Source organism: Sinisalibacter lacisalsi, from assembly GCF_014640115.1.
In the GTDB taxonomy this organism is placed as follows: domain Bacteria; phylum Pseudomonadota; class Alphaproteobacteria; order Rhodobacterales; family Rhodobacteraceae; genus Sinisalibacter; species Sinisalibacter lacisalsi.
On sequence record NZ_BMGI01000002.1, the window covers coordinates 209,390 to 229,676 of the forward strand.

The window sequence follows — 20,287 nt, forward strand, 5'->3', positions numbered from 1 at the left end:
CGTCTCCGGCGCGCGATCACGTCTGCGCGACAGAGCCTGTCGCGGCCCCTCAGCTCGAATCCCCGTTGTGGCGCGCCTCGACAAGCCGCTCGATCGCATCGGCGAGATGGATGTCGGCGATCGCCCGGTCGCCGCGCGAGACGCGGATGCGGTGTGCCTCGGCCAGCACCTCGGCGTGGGTATGGCCGGTGGGCGGTTCGAACCGGTAACACGCCAGCTCGATCAGCAATCCCAGCGGATCGCGAAAGTAGATCGAATCCATGAACCCGCGGTCTTTCGGCCCGGAGTGCGAGATCCCGCGCGCATCAAGCCGGTCGACGGCCTGCGCAAACACCGCCCTCGAGACGTTGAACGCGATGTGGTGCACGTTGCCCGGCTCGCGCGCGGTCGGCCGCGGATCGGGCTTTCGCGCCTCGTTCGTGAAAATCGTGATCAACCGCCCGTCGCCCGGATCGAAGTAGAGATGCCCTTCGTCGGGGTTGTCGAGGTTGGGTTGCTCGAAGATGAAAGGCATGCCGAGCACTGCCTCCCAGAAATCTATCGAGGTCTGACGGTCGGCGCCGTTGAGCGTGATGTGATGCACGCCCTGAACCTGGAGCTTGTGCATGGCTGGCCCTCCTTCGGACCAGCCTAGCGCCTTTATGGCCCCGGCGCCAACCGCGGCAGCGTCAGGCCCCGCTGCGGGCGGCGCGCTTGCGCTCGTGCGGGTCAAGGTGGCGTTTGCGCAGCCGGATCGCGTTCGGAGTCACCTCGACGAGCTCGTCGTCGTTGATATAGGCGATCGCCTGTTCGAGGCTCATCTTGCTGACCGGGGTGAGGCGCACCGCTTCGTCGGTGCCGCTGGCGCGCACGTTGGTGAGCTTCTTGCCCTTCAGCGGGTTGACCTCGAGATCGTTCTCGCGGCTGTGCTCGCCAATGATCATGCCCTGGTAGATCTTGTCCTGCGGCTCGACGAACATCTTGCCGCGCTCCTCGAGGTTCCACAGCGCGTAGGCCACCGCCTCGCCGTCTTCCATCGAGATCAGCACGCCGGCGCGGCGGCCCTCGATCGGCCCCTTGTGCGGGGTATGGCCGTGGAAGACGCGGTTGAGCACGCCGGTGCCGCGGGTGTCGGTGAGAAACTCGCCGTGGTAGCCGATCAGCCCGCGCGACGGCACGTGGGCGATGATCCGGGTCTTGCCCGTGCCGGCCGGCTTCATCTCGACAAGGTCGCCCTTGCGCGGGCCGGTGATCTTCTCGATCACCGCGCCGGTGTATTCGTCGTCGACGTCGATGGTGACTTCCTCGACCGGCTCCAGCGTCTCGCCGTTTTCACCTTCGCGCATGATCACCTGCGGGCGCGAGATCGAAAGCTCGAAGCCCTCGCGGCGCATGTTCTCGATCAGCACGCCCATCTGCAGTTCGCCCCGGCCCGAAACCTCGAAGGCCTCGCCGCCCGGCGTGTCGGCGATCTTGATCGCGACGTTGCTCTCGGCCTCTTTCATCAGCCGCTCGCGGATCACCCGGCTTTGCACCTTCTTGCCGTCGCGGCCCGCCAGCGGGCTGTCGTTGATCCCGAAGGTGACAGTGATGGTGGGCGGGTCGATCGGCTGGGAATCGATCGGGGTGTCGACCGCGAGGGCGCAGATCGTGTCGGCCACGGTGGCCTTCTGCATCCCGGCGAGCGAGACGATGTCGCCGGCTTCGCCGATCTCGATATCCTGCTGGCCAAGGCCGCGGAAGGCCTGCACCCGGGTGACGCGGAACTGCTCGATCTTCTGGCCGATGCGGCTGAGCGCCTGCACCGTCTGGCCGACCTTGACCTTGCCGCTCTCGATCCGCCCGGTGAGGATGCGCCCGACGAAGGGGTCGGCCCCGAGGGTGGTGGCGAGCATGGTGAAATCCTCGCCCTGGCGCTTGATCTGGTGCGGCGCGGGCACGTGGTTGACGACGAGTTGAAACAGCGCGTGCAGGTCCTTGCGCGGCCCGTCGAGCTCGGGATCGGCCCAGCCCGAGCGCCCGGAGGCGTAAAGATGCGGAAAGTCGAGTTGGTCATCGTCGGCGCCGAGGTTGGCGAACAGGTCGAACACCTCGTCGAGCGCGCGATCGGGCTCGGCGTCGGGCTTGTCGACCTTGTTGAGCACGACGATCGGGCGCAGGCCAAGCGCCAGCGCCTTCGAGGTGACGAACTTGGTCTGCGGCATCGGCCCTTCGGCGGCGTCGACCAGAAGCACCACGCCGTCGACCATGCTCAGGATCCGCTCCACCTCGCCGCCGAAATCGGCGTGGCCGGGCGTGTCGACGATGTTGATCCGCGTGCCCTTCCACTCGACGCTGGTGGCCTTGGCGAGGATGGTGATGCCGCGCTCGCGCTCGAGATCGTTGGAATCCATCGCCCGTTCCGCCACCGCCTGGTTTTCACGGAACGCGCCCGATTGCTTCAGAAGCTCGTCGACGAGCGTGGTCTTGCCGTGGTCGACGTGGGCGATGATGGCGATGTTGCGCAGATCCATTGGGTTCCTCATGACTGGAGTCGCTGGGCCATAGCCTGCCCCCGGACGAAACACCAGCCCTGAAAGCGGCGATCGGCGAAACCGGGCCGTGGGGCTGTCAGCTGACCACGTACCAGTCGCGCCGGTGGTTGAAAGCGATCACGAGGTTGAGCACCAGCGCCCCGACCAGCGACCAGGCGACGCGGTCGGCGGGCAGGATGAAGGCGGCAACGGCGAAGAGGGCGGCGTCATGCGCGATCTGGACGTAGCCGGCGCGGATGCCGAAGCGGTCCTGCAGGATCAGCGCCACGATGGACATCCCGCCGAGGCTGCCGGAATGGCGAAACAGGCCCAGAAGTCCGACCCCGGCGGTGACCCCGAACAGCAGCGCCGCCACGCCGGGGTGGATCTGGCCGACCTCGAACAGCGGTTTCAGCGCCTCGGCCAGCACTGAAACGAGCGTGACCGTGGCCAGTGACTTGACGAAGAACACCCGGCCCCGCGCCCAGAGCGCCAGCGCGAAGAACGGGATGTTGACGAGGAAGAAGACCAGCCCGAACGACCAGCCGCCGATGTAGGACAGGATCAGCGCGAAGCCGGCGGTGCCGCCGGTGACCAATCCCGCCGCGCGCAGCAGGTGGATGCCGAGCGCGGCCTCGATCGAGGCCACGAGCAGGCCTTGCGCATCCTCGTGCGGGGCGTAGCGGGGCGTGGTGTTCGGGTCAGCAGTCATGACCTTTTACATGCGCCGCGCCGTGGCCTTCGTCAAGGGCCGGGCTCAGCGCGCGATGTAGCGGTCGCGCCGGTGGTTGAGCGTGATCAGCAGGTTCAGGAGCACCGCCCCGGCCAGCGACCAGCCGACGATGGCGGCGGGAAACAGGAAGAAGGCGACGGCGAAGACCGCCGCGTCGAAGCCGAGCTGGATCACGCCGGCGCGCAGGCCGAACCGGTCCTGGACGTAGAGCGCGAGGATGCCCACGCCGCCGAGCGTGGCGCCGTGGCGAAACAGCACCAAAAGCCCGGTGCCGGCGATGATCCCGGCGAGGAAGGCGGCGGGCGCGGGGTGCGAGACCTCCAGCGTCACCAGCCGGTCGAGCCCCTCCACCATCACCGAGAGCAGCGCCACCGCGACGAAGGTTTTGACCGTGAAGCGCCAGCCCATGCGGGCGATGGCGAAGCCGTAGAACGGCAGGTTCAGCACGAAGAACAGCACCCCGAACGGCCAACCCGAGGCATAGGAAAACACCAGCGAAAGCCCCGCGATCTGGCCGGTGATCAGCCCCGCGGCGCGCAGGAACAGCACCGAGAGCGCCACCAGCGCGGTGCCGGTGAGAAAGGCGAGCGCGTCTTCAAGCCGGGTGTGGCGGTCGGGAGGTGCGGAAAGCAGCAGCATGTCGGGCCTCGGGCTTTGGATCGGCGCATCGGTAGCGCCGGGCGCGCGGAAAGGCCAGCCTCAGTGCGGCGCCGCGTTCGAAAACAGGTGAATCACCAGGATGCCGCCGAGGATCATCGCCATGCCGAGGAGCGCGGGCAGATCGAGCCGCTGGCCGAACACCGCCAGCCCGATCAGCGCGATCATCACGATGCCAAGCCCCGACCACATCGCGTATGCCACGCCGACGGGCAGGAACTTCAGCACCCAGCCGAGCAGGAAAAAGCTCACCGCGTAGGCGCCGACCACGATGATCGAGGGGCCGGCCCTTGTGAACTGCTGGCTGGCCTGGAGCGCGGTGGTGCCGATGGTTTCGAAGGCCACGGCGATAAGCAGGATGAGGTAGGGCATGGGGTCATTCCTTGGCCTGGCGGGGGCGGGGATGGCGGCTCTGGGCGCGAGCGTCAACCCGGCGGGGCGTTTCGGTAGCGTTCCAGCACGAAAACCCGGATCGCCGAGGCGAGCCCGGCCGAAACCCCGCGCGCCTCGTCGATCTCGGCGGCCAGTTCGTTGATGCCCTTGCCCTCGGCCGCGGCGATCTCGCGGAACGCGCGCCAGAAGGCATCTTCGAGCGAAACCGACGTGCGGTGGCCGCGGAGCGTGAGCGAACGCTTCACCGGGCGGGCGCTGCTCATGTGTCCGGCGCCTTGCGATGGGCCTCCAGCGCCCGCGCGGCCTTTTCGGCCCGCGCGCGTTCCGCCTCCTTCTGCGCACGGGTGCGGCCGTGTTTCACGGCGTTCTCATCGGCCTTCGCGCGTTTGCCGGCGCGGGCCTTGTCCTTGCGGAAGCGGTTGAGGTTGGTGACGTCGCCCATGGCCGCATCATGCCTGAACGGGCCGCAGGGAGAAAGCCCCGCGCCCCTCTTCTTGGGTCCGAAAATACCTTCGGGGGGTTCGGGGGGCAGACAGCCCCCCGACGCTCCAGCGGCGTGCCTCCGCCACGACGGGCAGACAGCCCCCGGCGATCTCAGCCCTTCGGGCCGATCATGTCTTCGGGCCGTACCACGCGGTCGAAGGTCTCGCCATCGACAAACCCGAGCGCGATCGCCTCCTCGCGCAGGGTGGTCCCGTTCTTGTGCGCGGTCTTGGCCACCTTGGTGGCGTTGTCATAGCCGATGGTCGGGGCCAGCGCCGTCACCAGCATCAGGCTTTCCTTCATCAGCTTCTCGATGCGCTCCTCGTTGGCCCTGATGCCCAGAAGCATGCGCTCGGTGAAGCTGTCGGCGGCGTCGCCGATGAGCTGGATCGACTGCAAGAGGTTGTAGGCCATCATCGGGTTGTAGACGTTCAGCTCGAAATGGCCCTGGGAGCCGGCGAACTTGATCGCCGCGTCGTTGCCCATCACGTGCGCGGCCACCTGCGTCATCGCCTCGGCCTGGGTCGGGTTGACCTTGCCGGGCATGATCGAGGAGCCGGGCTCGTTTTCCGGCAGGATCAGCTCGCCCAGCCCCGAGCGCGGGCCGGAGCCGAGGAAGCGGATGTCGTTGGCGATCTTGTACATCGCACCGGCGACCGTGGCGAGCGCGCCGGACATGAACACCATCGCGTCATGCGCCGCCAGCGCCTCGAACTTGTTGGGCGCGGTGACGAAGGGCAACCCGGTGATCCGCGCCATGTTGGCCGCCACCTCCTCGCCCCAGCCGGGCCGGGTGTTCAGCCCGGTGCCGACGGCGGTGCCGCCTTGCGCCAGTTCGTAGATCCCCGGAAGCGCCGCCTCGATGCGCCTGATGCCGTTGCGGATCTGCATGGCATAGCCGGAGAACTCCTGGCCCAGCGTGAGCGGCGTGGCGTCCTGCGTATGGGTGCGGCCGATCTTGATGATGTCCTTGAACTCGGCTGATTTCGCCTCGAGCCCGGCGGCGAGCTTGTCGAGGCCGGGCAGGGCCACGTCGCGCAGGCTCATGGCGGTGGCGATGTGCATCGCGGTGGGGAAGGTGTCGTTCGACGACTGCCCCATGTTGCAGTGATCGTTCGGGTGCACCGGGTCTTTCGAGCCGATCTCGCCGCCGAGGATCTTGATCGCGCGGTTGGCGATCACCTCGTTGGCGTTCATGTTCGATTGCGTGCCCGAGCCGGTCTGCCAGACCACGAGCGGGAAATTGTCGTCGAACTTGCCCGCGATCACCTCGCCCGCCGCTTCGACGATGGCGTCGGCGATCCGTGCGTCGAGCGCGCCGGCCGCCTTGTTGGCCTCTGCGCAGGCCTGCTTGATCACCCCGAGCGCGCGCACGATGGACACCGGCTGGGTCTCCCAGCCGATCGGGAAGTTGAGCAGCGAGCGCTGCGTCTGCGCCCCCCAATACTTGTCGGCGGGCACTTCGAGCGGGCCGAAGCTGTCGGTTTCGGTGCGGGTGGTGGTCATCGCGTGCTCCCTTGTATACGGCTGCATGCCGTCTAGCGAAGCTTTCGCGCCCGCGCAATCGCGGTGGCGCTAACGGTCTACTTGCGGAACTGGTCGAGACGGACGACCTCGGCGTCCTTCGCCCCGGCCTCCTCTTCCTCGTCGGGCCCGCCGGGCGGCAGCGGATCGGGCTCGTCATCCTGCGCGTCCTGGCTCTCGAAGCGCAGGCCGAACTCGACCGAGGGATCGACGAAGGTGCGGATCGCGTCGTAGGGAATATACATCGGCTCGGGGCTGTTGCCGAAGTTGAGCGTGATCGCGAAGCCCTCGTCGTCCACCTTCAGATTCTCGAACCAATGCTGGATCACGATGGTCATGTCGTCGGGGAAGCGGTCGGACAGCCAGTCGGCCAGCTCGACGTCGGGGTGGCTGGTATCGAAGCTGATGAAGAAGTGGTGCGCGCCTGGCAGCCCGTGCTCGGCCACGTCGGAAAGAACCTGGCGGATGAGGCGCCGCATGGCGTCGTGCATCAGATTGCCGTAGTCGATCGAGCGCGACATCGAAACTCCCGGGGGGCATTGTTTTCCACACCATACGGGATTCGGGAGGGAAGAAAAGGCGGGAATGGCGGCCGTCAGACGATCAGCCCGGAGAGGGTGCCGGCGAGCGCCATCGTCGCCAGCGCCGCCGGCAACGGCAGGCGCAGGCGTCCCAGCAAGAGCGCCGCAACGGCGACCAGCCCGAGCGCGGTGGGCGAAAGGCTTGCCGGGTCCGGCAGGCCCGCCGGGGTTACGCGGGTGAACAGCACGTGGCTTGCGAAGTAGAGCCCGAGCGCGGCGATCACCCCGACGACGGCGGCCGACACGCCCTCCATCGCGGCGGTGACCCGGGGCAGGGCGGTGAGGCGTTCGAGGAAGGGCGCAAGGGTGAAGACGAGGAGGAAACTGGGCAGGAACACCGCCCAGAGCGTGAGGGCGGCGGCGGCGAAGCCGAGCGCCGGGCCGCCCGCGCCGAGCCCGGCGAGGTAGCCCACGAACTGGGTGACGAGGATGAGCGGGCCGGGCGTGGTTTCGGCCAGGCCGAGGCCGTCAACCATCTGCGCGGCGGTCAGCCAGCCCTCGGCCTCGACGGCGGCTTGCGCGGTATAGGCGAGCGCGGCGTAGGCGCCGCCGAAGCTGACCACCGCGAGGCGCGAGAAGAACAGCCCGACATCAAGGAGGCGCGTGGCCCCGGCCGCCCAGAGCACGGCGAGGGGGGCGAGCCAGAGCGCGAGGAAGCCGAGCCCCGCCGCGAGCGGCGCGCGCAGACCCGGCAGGGTGCCGGCGCTGAGGGGGGCGCCGCCCGGGGCGCGGCCGCGGGCAAGCCCGGCGAGCGCGGCAACAGCCACCACCAGCGGGAAAGGCAGCCCGGCGACGGCAATCGCGACCAGTGCCGAGAGCGCGAGCAGGAGGTGCAGCGGGCGGCGCAGCGCCCGCGAACCGAGCCGCCAGAGCGCCTGGACCAGCACCACGATCACCAGCGCCTTGATCCCGAGAAAGGCGGGTGCGAGCGCGGGCAACGCGCCCCAGCGCCCGTAGGCCCAGGCCAGCAGCGCCATGACCAGCGCGCCGGGCAGGATGAAAAGCAGGCCCGCGACCAGCCCGCCCGCGACGCCGCGCAGCCGCCAGCCGGCATAGGTGCTGAGCTGCATCGCCTCCGGCCCCGGCAGCAGCATGGAAAAGCTCAGCCCCTTCAGGAACTCGGCCTCGGTCATCCAGCCGCGCCTGTCCACCAACTCGCGGTGCATCACGCCGATCTGCGCCACTGGCCCGCCGAATGACATCAGGCCGATCCGGGCAAAACAGGTGACAAGGGTGCGAAGGCTCGGCCGCATGCGCGGATATGCGCAAGGTGATGTAATGCGCGCAAGACGAAAAGCGCGCGGGGGCGCTATTGCTGACGGTTGTCCGGGCAGCCTTGGCGGAACAGCGCGAGATAGCCGGGCAGTTCCCGGTCGACCCAGGTGAAGGTCTCCTTCAGCGCGCCTTCGTTCCATCGGAACTCCGCGAGCGCAATCGTGTGTTCGGTGGGTTTCGGGTTTTCGGGGTCGCGGATCGGGTAGATTGAGAGCGTGGCCCTGGTCGCGGGGGCCCGGAAGTTCTCGATTGCCAGCAGAGTCTCCGGCGTGGCAGCGAAGTCCGGCGTTCCGGGAGCGGCGGCGATGCTGCCTTGCCACATCACCGGGAAGACCCCGGGGCCGAAGGCCATCGGTTCCATCACGCCCTCCGCCAAAACCGGATTGAACAGGCCCTTGGCATTGATGGGCATCGTCAGCCGGCCCCAGACCGGCTGTGCCTCGGCGGTGAGTGCCTCGAAGTCGTGGATCGGCAGGGGCTCGACCACAAGCCCGCCGGTTAGAATTTCGACGCTGGACGCGGTTTCGCCCTGATACTCGATGACGTCGACACGCAACTGAGCGAGAAGGAAATCCTCGACGTCGCGCGCCGCCCCGGCCCATGTGCCGTCATAGAGGGCATGTTCGGAATCCTGCAGCATTGTCGCATGCCAGATCCAGGGCGTGGCCGTTCCGGGCTCGCCCGAAATCGTGACGTTCAGGGTGGTGGTGTCTGTTTGCTGAGTGAATGCGCAGGTGATGCTCTCAGCGCTGGCGGCGGTGGCGCACAGGATGCTTGCGCCGGCAAGCAGACTATGGGCAGTGCGGAACACCTGTTTCCCCGTTTCGAAATGCGGTTTCGGTCCAATACCGGGAGGTTAGCCAAACCGGCGGGCAGATGGCAAGCCGTGTTTCCGGCGATCTTGGTCCAATTGGGGGAAGGTGCAGGCTTCCGCAGTATTCGCAAGGTTTCGTTGGATATCAATCGAATGCGTTTTCCAGCGGAAACCGGACAGAAGCCGAACAGCTCCAGAACGAATCGGCCAACTGTAAAACGGATCTGAACCTCGAGGTGGCGTCATGAGACACCGCAGCCACCGGCCCGATCGTCGATATGCAGCGATTCCCAATGCTGTGATGCGTGATGAGAATCTGTCGATCGAGGCGCGAGGGATGCTCGCACTGCTGATGACATACGCGGACGATTGGGAATTCCACTCACCGCACCTGATGCGGGTCGCCGGCGTTAAACCCGATCGGTTTCAAAGGATAATGCGCGAACTCACCGCTGCCGGTTTCGTCACGCGCGAGCCCATTCGGTGCAGCGAGACGGGCAAGTTATTCGGCACGCGCTGGATCATCCACGACGAGCCCGACAGCGACCGAGAACCGGAAAACACGGTTATCGGTGACACCGAGAACCGGAAAAACCGACCGTTGGTAAAACCGACAGCCGGTAAATCCGGCCCCATAAGAAGACCAAGAAGAAAAGAAGACCAAATTATTGAAGGCCAACCATCGAAGAAAATCGGATTCGATGAGAACTGGAAGCCCGACAACGAGCTTCGACGTTGGGCCAAGTCGCAGGGCTTCACTGACGAAGACATCGAAGCCCAGGCCAAGCTCTGCGCGTTGCACCACATCGCCAAGGGAACGACCTTCAAAGACCTCGGCGCAGCCTGGAAGACCTGGATGCTCCGCGCCAAGAAATATCGCGACGACGAGCTCCGCAAAGCAGGTCCAGTCGCCAACGGCAACAGCGTTGGGCGAGGGCTGCTCGATCGGGTCGCGAAAAATCACGGAGACTGGCGATGAGAGGGCCGTTGGTCCCAATGCCCGGCGATCGAAATTCCCGGGGGGGCGAGGGGGGGAGTTTTCTCTTCGCGCTGCGGCAAGCGAGGTTTCATTCGCAGTATTCCGTGACCGCGAAAACAGTTTCCAACATCTGGCGGTGCGTCATCTCATCAAAAAGTGACTTCAGGATTTCTGCAAACATCTCCGGGTCTTCCTCGCCGGCTTTTTCAGCGAGGTCCCATACTATCAACCCCACCAAATCAAACGTCTCTTTCGTGATCTCAGTGTTCGCTGCGATGAGCTTGGAAGTAAGCGATCTGCAATTGACGCTTTGCTGCGCATCGCTGCCGGACGGAAAAACGAAAAGCGCTCCGCATGCCGCCGCAAAAACAATTCGCATGGGTTGCAACAAACTGACCACCTCAATCCTTTGGGGGAAGCGTGTATGAGTTGTTCCAAGAAGGCAATCTGTTTCCTCGAGACTCTGCGGATCCCCGAAGGGCCGAAGGCGGGCGAGCTTCTGAAGCTGGCGCCGTTCCAGAAGCAATTTGTTCGCGGTGCTCTGGCGGACGGGATCAACGTCGCGGTGCTGTCGATCGGCCGGGGCAACGCCAAGACGGCGCTCTCGGCCGGGCTGGCGCTCGGAGCGCTCCTGGGCAAGTGGGATGATCAGCCTCGGCGGGATGTGATCATCGCGGCCAGGACACGGGACCAGGGGCGCGAAGCGTTCGACTTCGCCGAGGGCTTCGCCCGGTCCTTGCCCGAGGAGGACCAGGCGCGCCTCAAGTATCGCTATTCGCCCAGGCTCGAGATCGAATATGCGGGCGAGCACGTCCTGCGGGTGATCGCGGCGGACGGCAAGTCGGCCCTGGGCTCGGCGCCGACGCTGGTGCTGATGGATGAACGCGGCCATTGGGCCAAGGATCAGGGCGACGCGCTCGAGCACGCGCTGCTCTCCGGCCTCGGTAAGCGCGCCGGCCGTGCGCTGATCATTTCGACTTCGGCGGCGGATGATGCGCACCCGTTCTCGGTCTGGCTCGACGAGGATGTGCCGGGCGTCTTCCGGCAGGAGCATCGGCCCGCGCCTGGCCTCCCGGCCGATGATCTCGAAAGCCTCAAGATCGCCAATCCGGGCGCGCAACACGGGATCGGCTCTTCGCTCGAATGGCTGCAATCCCAGGCTCGCCGGGCGATCGCGCGGGGCGGCTCGAGCCTCACGAGCTTCCGCCTCTACAACCGCAACGAACGGGTTTCGGGCGAGACGCGCGACATGCTGCTGACCGTCGACGAATGGCTGGCCTGCGAGACAGACGATCCGCCTCCGCGGGAAGGCGGGGTGGTGATCGGGATTGACCTGGGCGGCTCGGCTTCGATGACGGGGGCGGCGTTCTATTGGCCCGAGACCGCCCGTCTCGAATGTCTCGGCACTTTCCCCTCGCAGCCTGCGCTCCTGGACCGGGGGCAGGCTGACGGTGTGGGCGATCGCTACGTGCAGATGCACGACCGGGGCGAGCTCTCGACGCTCGGCGACAAGACGGTGCCCGTGGCGGCTTGGCTCACCAAGGTGATGGATCACGTCGCGGGCGAGCATGTCACCGGGCTGACGATGGACCGCTACAAGCAGGCGGAGCTTGGCGAGGCGATCGACCGGGCCGGCATCCAGGCGCCGCTCGTATGGCGCGGGCAAGGTTTCCGCGACGGTGGCGAAGACGCTGAGCGGCTGCGTCGGGCCGTTTTCGACGGACGCGTGAAGACCGCGCCAAGCCTGCTTCTGCGCTCCGCCTTCGCGGATACCGTCTGCCTGCGCGACCCAGCGAACAACATCAAGATCGCGAAAGCCCGATCGAAGGGCCGGATCGACGCGGCCTCGGCGACCGTGCTCGCGGTGGCAGAAGGTGCCCGGCAAACCGCGCGCCCGAAACGCAAAGGAGGCCGCATCGGATGGTCGTAAAACATCATAGGCACTCCGACAAGGTGACGCGCTCGCGCCGCTGGAAGGGGCTGCGGCTCGAGGTGCTGCGCCGGGACGGCTTCGCCTGCGTCATGTGCGGGGCACGCGGACGGCTCGAGGTCGACCACATCAAGCCGGTGCGGTCGCACCCGGAGCTCTCCTTTGACCTGGGCAATCTCCAGGCGCTCTGCCCGAGTTGCCACACCCGAAAGACCCGAGTGGAAATCGGCCTCGGCCGTGAAGATCCAGCCCGTGAGGCTTGGAAAAAGCTGGTCCGTGAGACGGGCCGACATGAACACGAAAGGAAATCAGATGCTTGATTCAGTGAAGATCAGCCGGCGCCAGTCGGAAATCCGGCAGGAGCTGGCCGCCTTGGTGGGCAAGGACAAGCCCTCCGAAGACGAAACCCGCGCGATGGAATCCCTCGACGCGGAATATCGGCAGAACGAGACCCGGTATCGCGCGGCGCTCATTGCCGAAGACGAGGAACGCCGCGAAGCCGGTGCCGATCTCGAAACCCGCTCGGATCGTGAATGGGCGGAGATGATGGCGGGCTTTGAGATGCGCCAGGTTGTTGATCAACTGGACCCGAAGGGAACTGGTCGCCAGCTCGAGGGCCAAACCGCCGAGATCGTGCAGGAGCTTCGAAGCGCGGGCGGCTTCCGGGGTGTCCCGGTGCCGTGGCAGGCGCTCGAGGTTCGGGCCGGTGAAACCGTCGCCAGCGGCACGCCGGACCCGGTGCAGACGCGTCCGATTATCGACCGTCTTTTCCCCGGCAGCGTGGCCGCTCGGATGGGTGCCCAGATGATCAGCATCGATGCGGGCGCAATCGAGTGGCCGGTGACGACCTCGAGCGTGTCGGCAGGCTGGGCCGATGGCGAGACGGCGAACGTCGCTGGGCCGACGACCTACGCGACCACGGATCGCAGCATGTCGCCCGACAGTAACCTCGGCATCCAAATGCGGATCACCCGCAAGGCTCTGAAACAGTCGGGCGCGGCGATGGAACAGGCGGTGCGCCGCGACATGAACGGCGCGATGGGCGCGGCAGTGGATGCGGCCGCTTTCCTGGGCACCGGCGCGAACGGGCAGCCGCTTGGCGTAATCACCGGCGCGGCGACCTATGGCATCACCTCGACGGCGGTTGATGCACTAGCCGATTGGGCGGCGATGCGCGCGGGCGTCAGTCGCTTCATGGCGGCGAACGCGGCGGGCTCGCCCGGCGAGGTGCGCGCGTTGATTCGGCCGGAACTGTGGGATTATCTCGACGGCGCGCTGATCAGCGGCACAGCGGTTTCGCAGTGGGATCGCCTGGTCAAGAACATCCCGCCCGCCAACATCGCGATGAGCGCTAACGCGCTCGCAGACCCCAGCGGCACGCCCTCGGCGACCTCCGCGCTCCTGACCACGGCGGTCGGTGGCGTTGCACCGATCTTCGTCGGCGCCTGGGGCGCGGTCGACATGATCCGCGATCCGTATTCCGACGCTCAGTCGGGCGGGTTGCGAATTACGGCGCTGGCTACGCTGGATGTGACGGTTGCGCGCCCGGCGCAGCTCGAGCTCCTGACCGGCCTTGAACTCGAGGCGGCCTGATGCTCTGGGCCGCAACTCAGGGCGACCTCGAGGTGCGCAAGCGCGCCTCGGGGGCGCTCGCCTTGGCGGGCCGGTTTCCCTACGGCAAGGCCGCTGTCCTATCGGACGGCGGCCGCACCGGGCGGCCTCGCAAGGAAGTCATCGCGCCTCGGGCGTTTTCATATCGTGTCGAACGGCCCGAGGAAAATATCCACTTCCTGGTCGGGCATGACTACTCAAAACCAATCTCATCGCGAGCGGCAGGGTCTCTCAAGCTCACCGACGGCGACGACGCGCTCACCTTCGAGGCGACGATCGCCCCGGAGATCGCCGAGACGACCTGGGCACGCGATGCGCTGGCTGCGGTCTCTGCCGGCCTCATGGTCGGGTTGAGCCCCGGTTTCAGAATCCCGCCGAAGCGCGCCGTGAAGGACGCCGAGACGATCGAAGACGAGGGCCACGACCCGGAGAACGGCGCGCACAACGCGATCATCCGCACGGTTCATGCGGCGTTGCTCTACGAGCTGTCGATCGTGACCCGGCCGGCCTATTCCGAGGCGCAGATTGAGGCGCGGTCCTGGGCAAAGACCAAGGGCGGCGCCTACACGCCCGACGCCGGCCTTGTGCGCACGCTCAACCGGTGGAGGGCCTGACATGGCAGAAACGATCAAGCAGACCGAGAACGCACCGGAGAGCTATCCCGATGCGCCCTCGGGCCTCTCGGCAGCGGCGGCCGCTCTTGACGCGGCGATGATCTGGCAGCGGATCGAAGCCTATGTCGCGCATCGGTGGACCGCGCGCGATGTGATCTGGATCGTGGAAGGCGACGGGGAATGGACGCCCCCTCTCACGCCCGCAGCCGTCTCGACGGTAGAGGTATGGGAAGCCTCGGCATGGGTGGAGACCGTGCCGCTTCCTTCGCCCCTGGGCGGCTACGAGTTGCCAGGCGAAGGTCCTTACCGGATCACGGCAAGCGTTGGCGGCGGGACGGTGCCCGAGGTGGTCGACCAGGCCTTTCGGCGCCTCGCGGAATACTGGGCGGTTGAGGAAAAGCATCCGGGCGCCTCGGCATTCGCAACGAGTGTCGGGACTCTCGACCTGAACGAGACACGCGCGCCGACCTGGGTGGCGCGCGCAATGCAGCACTCGGGCGCGGCGGACCTGCTTCGCCCATATCGGAGGGCGTGAAGATGGGCATTCTGGACCTGTTCCGGCGCAAGCCTGAAACCGAAACGCGCTCGGCGGCGAGCGGCTTCACCGCCGAAATCATGGCGGCGCGGGAAGCCTATGTGAGCGGCCGGCGCGGCATCGCGGAGCTCACCGCCACAGCGCAAGCCTGCGTCTCGCTGTGGGAAGGCGCCATGGCCCTTGCCGATGTTGAGGGCACCGATCTGCTGGACCGGCGAAGCATGGCGCTGGCGGGCCGCTCTGCGGCGCTCAGGGGCGAAGCGGTGTTCCTGATCCGCGAGCATGGCCTGGTGCCTTGCTCGGATTGGGACTTGCGCACCCGACATGGACGGCCAACGGCCTACCGGGTGTCGATCAGCGAGGCGGGAGGTGGAACAACTGAGACGGCGCTTGCCGCCGAGGTGCTTCACCTGCGGATCGGCGCCGACGTGGCGGCACCCTATTACGGCACCGCGCCGTTGAAGCGGGCGCAGCTCACGGCCGGGTTGCTCCAGGCGGTCGAATCTGCCCTGTCGGAGATCTTCGAGATGGCACCGCTCGGCACGTCCGTTGTGCCGTTTCCCGAAAGCCCTGAAACCGATATGGACGAGCTCGCCCGTGGATTCCGCGGCCGGCGCGGTCGGATTGTGCTTCGCGAAAGCGTCAACGTGACAGCGGCGGGCGGCCCGGCGCCCCAGGCGGATTGGCGGGGCAACGACCTCACGCCGGACCTTCAACGGGCGATGACCAAGGAAACGCTCGACGCGGCTCGCAACGCGATCTCGATGGCCTTCGGTGTTTTGCCTGGTCTGGCGTCCCCCGCCACCACGGGACCGCTCGTGCGCGAGGCACAGCGGCACCTTGCGCAATGGACGCTTCAGCCGATCGCTGCGCTTCTCACCGAAGAGGCGACGCTCAAGCTCGGCTCCGAAGTGAAGATCGACCTGCTGCGCCCGCTTCAAGCCTACGACGCCGGCGGACGGGCGCGGGCGCTCTCGAACGTGATCGGGGCGCTTGCAGCGGCGAAGGGCGCCGGGATCGACCCGGCCGATGTGCAGAAGGCTCTGAGCCTGGTCGACTGGAATACTGGCGAATAGCGAACTGGCAGGCTGGCGCCAGGGTTTGAGATCCCCCGAAGCCAGCCCCGTTACTCGGCGAGTGGGCAAACCCCGAGGGGCTGCGGTCCGACCAGTAAGGGTAGGACGCGGCGGCCAGAGCACGGGCTGGATAGCCCAGGGCCGGGCGGTGGATACTGCCCGGCCGTCGCCCGCCTCTTACAGCGGTCACTTGTGAGGGAGCTTCTTTTCGGCCAATTGGGCATGTTCGGCGGCGAGATCGGAGATCAATTGCCTTTGACGGATAGCATCGAAGAGCAGCTGCCTGAGGTCAATTAGCCGTTGTTCAAGTCGTTTCCCAGACAGTTTGTCGATACCAGTCTTTGCCTTTTCCAGATCCTTATTACAGACCGCAATTTCAACGCGGACCTTATCGAGTCGCATCTCCTTGCCTTGACGGGCGCCAGATTCGAGCATCCCGAGGGCAGCGTATAGCGCATTCCAATTCGCAAGCACCTCAATCCGCTTCGCCTCCAAGCCGTGCAATGCATCTTCAACTTGCAAGACAAGGAGATTCGCGTCGCGGCGCCGGTTACGCTTATCCGTGGCGGCGCTATTCAAAAAGCTGGCTACGGAAATGAAGAGAGCCAGGACGGAAACCGTCGATGTGATTATCTGAGCGGTACTCATCGGCTCCCCCGGTTCCGTTGCACTCTGCATGAAATCAGTAGATCGCCTTTAGCGCAATGAACATCAAAGATGTGCTTCGCTATTAGGGATAAGGTGTCAAATAGACTTGAATTTGTATTCGATATCGCGTATTGAAAAGAAAGTCATTCTATCGGGGGTCTCCATGAAGCCGAGTGAATTCGTGAGCAAGATGGCGCAAGTCCTTGGAATCGAAGAAACTGAACTCACCACCGTGAGCAAGGCGCTTGCGGCCGCTGGGCTTCGGCGCCGTGGTCAAGGTCGCTATCCTCCCCCGATCACGCCGCGCGAAGGACTGCGCATTCTCATTGGCGTTATGGCGGCAAGACGGCTTGTTCGGGCGGCCGATGACGTGGCCCAGATCGAGCGCTTCCGTACTCACACTTCGTTCATCGAGGTCGATGGCGACGAAGTAGTGCTGCCCGATCTCGTCGGACTCACGGTTGATGATCTTGATGGAATGACCTTGATCGACGCCCTCGAACGGATCTCGCGCCAACTCGCTGATGCTACGAGCGCTGACGTTGAGGTACGCTTGATGGTGGGCGCTGGATTGCCTGCCACGGTGGTCATCGAGGGCTTCGGAGCGAGCGTAAGCATGATATTCACGGGCACGAGAGACAATGAGTCGATCGCCGGTGACATGAGGCGGGTCGCTGAGGTTGGCACGCGCACGCTGCGGTTTATCGGCGACATGACGCGCGAGGCGTGATGGCACGGCAACGCGGCATACTCGGTGATCGGCCCCCCTCATATGTCAGTAAGGCCACGCTGGCGGCTGAACTGGATATTTCCGAGACGACCGTTGACACGCTGGTGCAGCGCGGCGTCCTGCCAAAACCTGTCAAGGTGGGTGGTTCCGTCCGCTGGAGTTGGGCGCAGGTCGATGCCTCTCTCGCTGCGGCCAATACCGCGCCTGAGGCAGACCCGTTCATGAAGGGGGTGTCGAATGTCTCCTAAGGTATCGCTTCCGCGGCACGTTCATGTCGTCGTCTCCAGAGGGCGGGAGTATTACTATTTCCAGACTGGGCGCGGCACTCCGCACGCGGGTGAGCGTATCCGCCTTCCGAACGATCCGACTTCGCCAGAATTTTGGAATGCAATACGGCAGGCGCAGGGATTGGCCGGGCCGGTCACGACCGACACCATCGGCGCACTGATAGACGCCTACGAAGCTGCATGGCCCGGCCTGCCTCGCAAGCTGTCCACGGGCACGCAAACCCAATACCGCCGGCACCTCAAGCACGTCCGCACCGCTTGGGGTGATCTGCAAGCGGCCAGCCTGCGCCCGTCGCACGTTCTGGCCTTGATCGAGAAGATCGGCGCGGATCGACCGGGCACTGCGAACAACACACTGGACGCGCTGCGCGCCATGTGCCGTTGGGCCATGGGACCGCGTGAGATGCTGGATCGGGATCCGACACAGGGTGTTCCGCACTTCGATAAGGGTGAAGGGCACAAGCCCTGGACGCCCGAACAGTTGAAGATCGCTGACGAGCATTTCACCGGCACTCTGCGCCGTGCCTACTTGCTGGGCCGATGGACCGGCCAGCGGATCAGCGACGTTGTGCGGCTGGGATGGACCGATGTTGACGAGGGCGGTTTCAATCTGCCTCAAAAGAAAACCGGTGTGCAGCCATGGTGTCCGATTTTCCCCGAACTGGAAGCCGAGATGCGCGGTTGGGAGAAGCGACCCGGCCCGTTTCTGTTGCAAGAGACCGGCAAGAATGCAGGGAAACCTGTCACCACGAACCAGATGTGGAAGATATTCGACAAGGCCCGAGAGGCGCACCCGGAGCTTGAGGGCGCAGTCTGGCACGGACTTCGGGCTAACGCCGTGATCCGCCTTCGGCAGTCTGGATACACGGGCCAACAGATATCCGACATGGTCGGAATGTCGGTCGAGATGATCGAACGCTATAGCCGATACGCAGATCGCAAGGCGGGGGGGCAGGCGGTCCTGCGCGACCTACGGGAACGCAAGCAGGACAAAACTGTAAAACGCTGCAAAACTGGAAAATGAAAGGGATTACAAATCAGATGCTTAGCGCCCGAAAAATTAAGTGCAGGCTTCTGTTGCCAGGTGCCTGCGAACCCCGCCTTACGCGGCTAGGCGCAAGGGCTTAAGTTTCGGTTTTTCGTACCGCTTACGCGGCAAGAGCAACCGGAGCACGATTGTCGTTGGCAATTATGCTTTACGGACCGATAACGGTGGTACCTCACCGGGACAAAGCATACCCTTTTACACGTTCGTCGATCCTGTTTCGGCCCCATGTCCCGCCAACGCCGGGTGTTTGGTGGAGCCGCCGGGTACCGCCCCCGGGTCCGATCCGCTTATTACGAGCGCGTTTATGTCCATAGTCGGTTGCCCGACAGGAACTATATAGGGCCGCCACCGGCGGCTGTGAAGGGGGCGCGGGCGAAATCCGTACGGATTTCGGGGCGATTTCCGTATGGAAATCGGAGCGTTTTCCGTACGGAAAACGTCATCGGTCGCGCGCCGGAGCGATCGGCTGGATCGGGGCGTGGTTGCAGAAGATGATGACCTGGCCGGAGTTCTCGAACGCGCGGTAGCCGCGTCGCGTCAGTTCGGCGGTGAACCTGTCCCAGCCGGCGAAACGCTCAATGTCGCGCACCTTGCGGCGGATCACCAGCCCGTCCCGCGCCGCCTGCGACGAGAACAGCTCGCGCAGCCACAGGTCGGGGTCGCGCAGGGTCGGCACGATCGGGCGGTCGAAGTCGAGCGGCATCTGATCCATCTCATCAAGCTGCCATTGAGATGGTTAACCGGTGGTAAACGGGGTTCAATTCCCGCGCCGCGCGTCCTATCACGGGCGAAACCGCAGGGAGGCGATCATGTTCAAGGCACTCATTCTGGAACAGGGCGACGACGGGCTGGCCGAGGCCGGCATTCAGGAGATCGGCGAGGATCGCTTGCCCGAGGGCGAGGTGACCGTGGCGGTGGAATATTCCACCGTAAACTACAAGGACGGGCTCTGCCTCTCGCCCAAGGGCGGCGGGCTGGTGCGCAGCTATCCCCATGTCGGCGGGATCGACTTCGCCGGCACCGTCGAGGCCTCCGACGATCCACGTTACGAGCCCGGCGACAAGGTCGTGCTCACAGGCTGGCGCGTCGGCGAGGTGCATTGGGGCGGCTACGCCCAGAAGGCCAGGGTGAAGGCCGACTGGCTGGTGCCCCTTCCGGAGGGGCTGTCCACCCGCGCGGCGATGGCGGTGGGCACCGCCGGGTTCACCGCGATGCTGGCGGTCATGGCCCTGGAAGACCACGGGCTCAGCCCCGACAAGGGCGAGGTTCTGGTCACCGGCGCGGCCGGCGGTGTCGGCTCCGTGGCGACCGCGATCCTGGCCCGTCTTGGCTACGAGGTTGCCGGCGTGACCGGGCGGCCGGAGCAGGCGGATTACCTCAAGGGCCTCGGCGCCACGCGGATCGTGCCGCGCGAGGAGCTGGCCGAAACCGTCAAGCGCCCGCTCGAGAGTGAGACCTGGGCGGGCTGCGTCGATGCCGTGGGCGGCGCGATGCTCGCGCGCGTGCTGGGGCAGATGAAATACGGCGCCTCCGTCGCCGCCGTGGGGCTTGCGGGCGGCGCGGCCTTGCCCGCCACGGTGGTGCCGTTCCTGTTGCGCGGGGTGAACCTGCTGGGGATCGATTCGGTGATGCAGCCCTACGAGTCGCGCCAGCGCGCCTGGGCCCGGATCGCGCGCGATCTGCCGATGGACAAGCTCGAGGCGATGATCCAGCCCGCCACGCTGGCCGATCTGCCCCGCCTCGGCGCCGATATTCTCAAGGGTCAGGTCAAGGGCCGGGTGGTGGTGGACGTGAACGCCTGAGCCGGACCGGATGTCGTTTTCGGGCCGCGTAGCGACGCGGCCCTTTGCATTTCCGGTAACATTGCCGTTACGCTC

At 65.7% G+C, this 20,287-nt stretch carries 25 protein-coding genes and 1 other RNA gene; 11 read left to right on the forward strand and 15 right to left on the reverse strand.

Translation table 11 applies throughout. The annotated features are described in order from the left end of the window. Positions 1-49: 49 nt before the first annotated feature. From IEW01_RS06815 to IEW01_RS06865, 11 genes are all read right to left on the reverse strand, one after another. Positions 50-607, reverse strand: coding sequence for a VOC family protein (locus tag IEW01_RS06815; protein WP_188526872.1), 558 nt, complete (start codon positions 605-607; stop codon positions 50-52). A gap of 61 nt (positions 608-668) precedes the next feature. Continuing rightward, on the reverse strand, positions 669-2,492 hold the full coding sequence (gene typA, locus IEW01_RS06820; RefSeq protein ID WP_188526873.1) for a translational GTPase TypA: 1,824 nt from the start codon (positions 2,490-2,492) through the stop codon (positions 669-671). 97 nt (positions 2,493-2,589) lie between these two features. Next, a complete protein-coding gene (locus IEW01_RS06825) occupies positions 2,590-3,204 on the reverse strand; it encodes a YitT family protein (protein WP_188526874.1) in 615 nt (204 codons plus the stop codon). Positions 3,205-3,249: 45 nt separating this feature from the next. Further along, positions 3,250-3,864, reverse strand: a complete 615-nt coding sequence (locus IEW01_RS06830; RefSeq protein ID WP_188526875.1) for a YitT family protein — start codon at positions 3,862-3,864, stop codon at positions 3,250-3,252. Positions 3,865-3,924: 60 nt separating this feature from the next. Further along, positions 3,925-4,254 (reverse strand): DMT family transporter, encoded by a 330-nt coding sequence (locus IEW01_RS06835; protein WP_188526876.1) that lies wholly within the window; start codon positions 4,252-4,254, stop codon positions 3,925-3,927. A gap of 53 nt (positions 4,255-4,307) precedes the next feature. After that, positions 4,308-4,538: a ribbon-helix-helix domain-containing protein gene (locus tag IEW01_RS06840; RefSeq protein ID WP_188526877.1), complete on the reverse strand. Its 231-nt coding sequence runs from the start codon at positions 4,536-4,538 to the stop codon at positions 4,308-4,310. Further along, positions 4,535-4,717, reverse strand: a complete 183-nt coding sequence (locus IEW01_RS06845) for a DUF4169 family protein (RefSeq protein WP_188526878.1) — start codon at positions 4,715-4,717, stop codon at positions 4,535-4,537. The genes IEW01_RS06840 and IEW01_RS06845 overlap by 4 nt, the downstream gene beginning before the upstream one ends. Positions 4,718-4,869: 152 nt before the next feature. Beyond that, positions 4,870-6,264 (reverse strand): class II fumarate hydratase, encoded by a 1,395-nt coding sequence (fumC, locus tag IEW01_RS06850; protein WP_188526879.1) that lies wholly within the window; start codon positions 6,262-6,264, stop codon positions 4,870-4,872. Between the two features lie 77 nt (positions 6,265-6,341). Next, the gene (locus IEW01_RS06855) at positions 6,342-6,803 is read right to left on the reverse strand and encodes an SspB family protein (protein WP_188526880.1); all 462 of its coding nucleotides are present in this window, start codon (positions 6,801-6,803) and stop codon (positions 6,342-6,344) included. A gap of 74 nt (positions 6,804-6,877) precedes the next feature. Continuing rightward, the gene (chrA, locus tag IEW01_RS06860) at positions 6,878-8,116 is read right to left on the reverse strand and encodes a chromate efflux transporter (protein WP_188526881.1); all 1,239 of its coding nucleotides are present in this window, start codon (positions 8,114-8,116) and stop codon (positions 6,878-6,880) included. 56 nt (positions 8,117-8,172) lie between these two features. After that, the gene (locus tag IEW01_RS06865) at positions 8,173-8,949 is read right to left on the reverse strand and encodes a hypothetical protein (RefSeq protein WP_188526882.1); all 777 of its coding nucleotides are present in this window, start codon (positions 8,947-8,949) and stop codon (positions 8,173-8,175) included. Between the two features lie 247 nt (positions 8,950-9,196). Between IEW01_RS06865 and IEW01_RS06870 the strand changes: the two genes are divergently transcribed. Next, complete coding sequence (locus IEW01_RS06870) at positions 9,197-9,931, forward strand: hypothetical protein (protein WP_188526883.1); 735 nt, start codon at positions 9,197-9,199, stop codon at positions 9,929-9,931. Between the two features lie 88 nt (positions 9,932-10,019). On the opposite strand, the gene IEW01_RS06875 is transcribed toward IEW01_RS06870, so the two are convergent. Next, on the reverse strand, positions 10,020-10,310 hold the full coding sequence (locus tag IEW01_RS06875; RefSeq protein ID WP_188526884.1) for a hypothetical protein: 291 nt from the start codon (positions 10,308-10,310) through the stop codon (positions 10,020-10,022). A 45-nt stretch (positions 10,311-10,355) separates the two neighbouring features. On the opposite strand from IEW01_RS06875, the gene IEW01_RS06880 reads away from it, so the two are divergent. The 6 genes from IEW01_RS06880 to IEW01_RS06905 are packed head-to-tail and all read left to right on the forward strand — an operon-like array spanning position 10,356 to position 15,697. Next, positions 10,356-11,861 (forward strand): terminase TerL endonuclease subunit, encoded by a 1,506-nt coding sequence (locus IEW01_RS06880; RefSeq protein WP_188526885.1) that lies wholly within the window; start codon positions 10,356-10,358, stop codon positions 11,859-11,861. Further along, positions 11,852-12,181 (forward strand): HNH endonuclease, encoded by a 330-nt coding sequence (locus IEW01_RS06885; protein ID WP_188526886.1) that lies wholly within the window; start codon positions 11,852-11,854, stop codon positions 12,179-12,181. Before IEW01_RS06880 ends, IEW01_RS06885 begins: the two co-directional genes overlap by 10 nt. Then, positions 12,174-13,454, forward strand: a complete 1,281-nt coding sequence (locus tag IEW01_RS06890) for a phage major capsid protein (RefSeq protein ID WP_188527391.1) — start codon at positions 12,174-12,176, stop codon at positions 13,452-13,454. Before IEW01_RS06885 ends, IEW01_RS06890 begins: the two co-directional genes overlap by 8 nt. Then, entirely contained in the window at positions 13,454-14,086 is a 633-nt protein-coding gene (locus tag IEW01_RS06895; RefSeq protein ID WP_188526887.1) for an HK97 family phage prohead protease, read from the forward strand. Before IEW01_RS06890 ends, IEW01_RS06895 begins: the two co-directional genes overlap by 1 nt. A 1-nt stretch (position 14,087) precedes the next feature. After that, the gene (locus tag IEW01_RS06900; protein WP_188526888.1) at positions 14,088-14,621 is read left to right on the forward strand and encodes a hypothetical protein; all 534 of its coding nucleotides are present in this window, start codon (positions 14,088-14,090) and stop codon (positions 14,619-14,621) included. A 2-nt stretch (positions 14,622-14,623) separates the two neighbouring features. Continuing rightward, a complete protein-coding gene (locus IEW01_RS06905; protein ID WP_188526889.1) occupies positions 14,624-15,697 on the forward strand; it encodes a phage portal protein in 1,074 nt (357 codons plus the stop codon). 186 nt (positions 15,698-15,883) lie between these two features. Here IEW01_RS06905 and IEW01_RS06910 read toward each other — a convergent pair whose 3' ends face one another. Continuing rightward, on the reverse strand, positions 15,884-16,345 hold the full coding sequence (locus IEW01_RS06910; protein ID WP_188526890.1) for a hypothetical protein: 462 nt from the start codon (positions 16,343-16,345) through the stop codon (positions 15,884-15,886). Between the two features lie 106 nt (positions 16,346-16,451). Here IEW01_RS06910 and IEW01_RS06915 point away from each other — a divergent pair, with 106 nt between their 5' ends. Genes IEW01_RS06915 through IEW01_RS06925 form a run of 3 tightly spaced genes read left to right on the forward strand, consistent with a single transcriptional unit; the run spans position 16,452 to position 18,386 of the window. Next, the gene (locus IEW01_RS06915) at positions 16,452-17,075 is read left to right on the forward strand and encodes a hypothetical protein (RefSeq protein ID WP_229738129.1); all 624 of its coding nucleotides are present in this window, start codon (positions 16,452-16,454) and stop codon (positions 17,073-17,075) included. After that, complete coding sequence (locus tag IEW01_RS06920) at positions 17,075-17,323, forward strand: helix-turn-helix transcriptional regulator (RefSeq protein WP_188526892.1); 249 nt, start codon at positions 17,075-17,077, stop codon at positions 17,321-17,323. The genes IEW01_RS06915 and IEW01_RS06920 overlap by 1 nt, the downstream gene beginning before the upstream one ends. Next, positions 17,313-18,386: a tyrosine-type recombinase/integrase gene (locus IEW01_RS06925; protein WP_188526893.1), complete on the forward strand. Its 1,074-nt coding sequence runs from the start codon at positions 17,313-17,315 to the stop codon at positions 18,384-18,386. The genes IEW01_RS06920 and IEW01_RS06925 overlap by 11 nt, the downstream gene beginning before the upstream one ends. 39 nt (positions 18,387-18,425) lie before the next feature. Here IEW01_RS06925 and ssrA read toward each other — a convergent pair. Further along, positions 18,426-18,776: a transfer-messenger RNA gene (ssrA, locus tag IEW01_RS06930) on the reverse strand. 73 nt (positions 18,777-18,849) lie between these two features. Then, positions 18,850-19,122, reverse strand: coding sequence for an N-(5'-phosphoribosyl)anthranilate isomerase (locus tag IEW01_RS06935; RefSeq protein ID WP_308418944.1), 273 nt, complete (start codon positions 19,120-19,122; stop codon positions 18,850-18,852). A gap of 97 nt (positions 19,123-19,219) precedes the next feature. On the opposite strand from IEW01_RS06935, the gene acuI reads away from it, so the two are divergent. Further along, the gene (gene acuI, locus IEW01_RS06940) at positions 19,220-20,212 is read left to right on the forward strand and encodes an acryloyl-CoA reductase (protein WP_188526895.1); all 993 of its coding nucleotides are present in this window, start codon (positions 19,220-19,222) and stop codon (positions 20,210-20,212) included. Positions 20,213-20,287: the final 75 nt, after the last annotated feature.

Excerpts from the sequence above, each read along its gene's own strand:
- IEW01_RS06815 (WP_188526872.1), bottom strand. The coding sequence starts at position 607 with ATGCACAAGCTCCAGGTTCAGGGCGTGCATCACATCACGCTCAACGGC.
- typA (WP_188526873.1), bottom strand. The coding sequence starts at position 2,492 with ATGGATCTGCGCAACATCGCCATCATCGCCCACGTCGACCACGGCAAG.
- IEW01_RS06825 (WP_188526874.1), bottom strand. The coding sequence starts at position 3,204 with ATGACTGCTGACCCGAACACCACGCCCCGCTACGCCCCGCACGAGGAT.
- IEW01_RS06830 (WP_188526875.1), bottom strand. The coding sequence starts at position 3,864 with ATGCTGCTGCTTTCCGCACCTCCCGACCGCCACACCCGGCTTGAAGAC.
- IEW01_RS06835 (WP_188526876.1), bottom strand. The coding sequence starts at position 4,254 with ATGCCCTACCTCATCCTGCTTATCGCCGTGGCCTTCGAAACCATCGGC.
- IEW01_RS06840 (WP_188526877.1), bottom strand. The coding sequence starts at position 4,538 with ATGAGCAGCGCCCGCCCGGTGAAGCGTTCGCTCACGCTCCGCGGCCAC.
- IEW01_RS06845 (WP_188526878.1), bottom strand. The coding sequence starts at position 4,717 with ATGGGCGACGTCACCAACCTCAACCGCTTCCGCAAGGACAAGGCCCGC.
- fumC (WP_188526879.1), bottom strand. The coding sequence starts at position 6,264 with ATGACCACCACCCGCACCGAAACCGACAGCTTCGGCCCGCTCGAAGTG.
- IEW01_RS06855 (WP_188526880.1), bottom strand. The coding sequence starts at position 6,803 with ATGTCGCGCTCGATCGACTACGGCAATCTGATGCACGACGCCATGCGG.
- chrA (WP_188526881.1), bottom strand. The coding sequence starts at position 8,116 with ATGCGGCCGAGCCTTCGCACCCTTGTCACCTGTTTTGCCCGGATCGGC.
- IEW01_RS06870 (WP_188526883.1), top strand. The coding sequence starts at position 9,197 with ATGAGACACCGCAGCCACCGGCCCGATCGTCGATATGCAGCGATTCCC.
- IEW01_RS06875 (WP_188526884.1), bottom strand. The coding sequence starts at position 10,310 with ATGCGAATTGTTTTTGCGGCGGCATGCGGAGCGCTTTTCGTTTTTCCG.
- IEW01_RS06880 (WP_188526885.1), top strand. The coding sequence starts at position 10,356 with ATGAGTTGTTCCAAGAAGGCAATCTGTTTCCTCGAGACTCTGCGGATC.
- IEW01_RS06885 (WP_188526886.1), top strand. The coding sequence starts at position 11,852 with ATGGTCGTAAAACATCATAGGCACTCCGACAAGGTGACGCGCTCGCGC.
- IEW01_RS06890 (WP_188527391.1), top strand. The coding sequence starts at position 12,174 with ATGCTTGATTCAGTGAAGATCAGCCGGCGCCAGTCGGAAATCCGGCAG.
- IEW01_RS06895 (WP_188526887.1), top strand. The coding sequence starts at position 13,454 with ATGCTCTGGGCCGCAACTCAGGGCGACCTCGAGGTGCGCAAGCGCGCC.
- IEW01_RS06900 (WP_188526888.1), top strand. The coding sequence starts at position 14,088 with ATGGCAGAAACGATCAAGCAGACCGAGAACGCACCGGAGAGCTATCCC.
- IEW01_RS06905 (WP_188526889.1), top strand. The coding sequence starts at position 14,624 with ATGGGCATTCTGGACCTGTTCCGGCGCAAGCCTGAAACCGAAACGCGC.
- IEW01_RS06910 (WP_188526890.1), bottom strand. The coding sequence starts at position 16,345 with ATGAGTACCGCTCAGATAATCACATCGACGGTTTCCGTCCTGGCTCTC.
- IEW01_RS06920 (WP_188526892.1), top strand. The coding sequence starts at position 17,075 with ATGGCACGGCAACGCGGCATACTCGGTGATCGGCCCCCCTCATATGTC.
- IEW01_RS06925 (WP_188526893.1), top strand. The coding sequence starts at position 17,313 with ATGTCTCCTAAGGTATCGCTTCCGCGGCACGTTCATGTCGTCGTCTCC.
- IEW01_RS06935 (WP_308418944.1), bottom strand. The coding sequence starts at position 19,122 with ATGGATCAGATGCCGCTCGACTTCGACCGCCCGATCGTGCCGACCCTG.
- acuI (WP_188526895.1), top strand. The coding sequence starts at position 19,220 with ATGTTCAAGGCACTCATTCTGGAACAGGGCGACGACGGGCTGGCCGAG.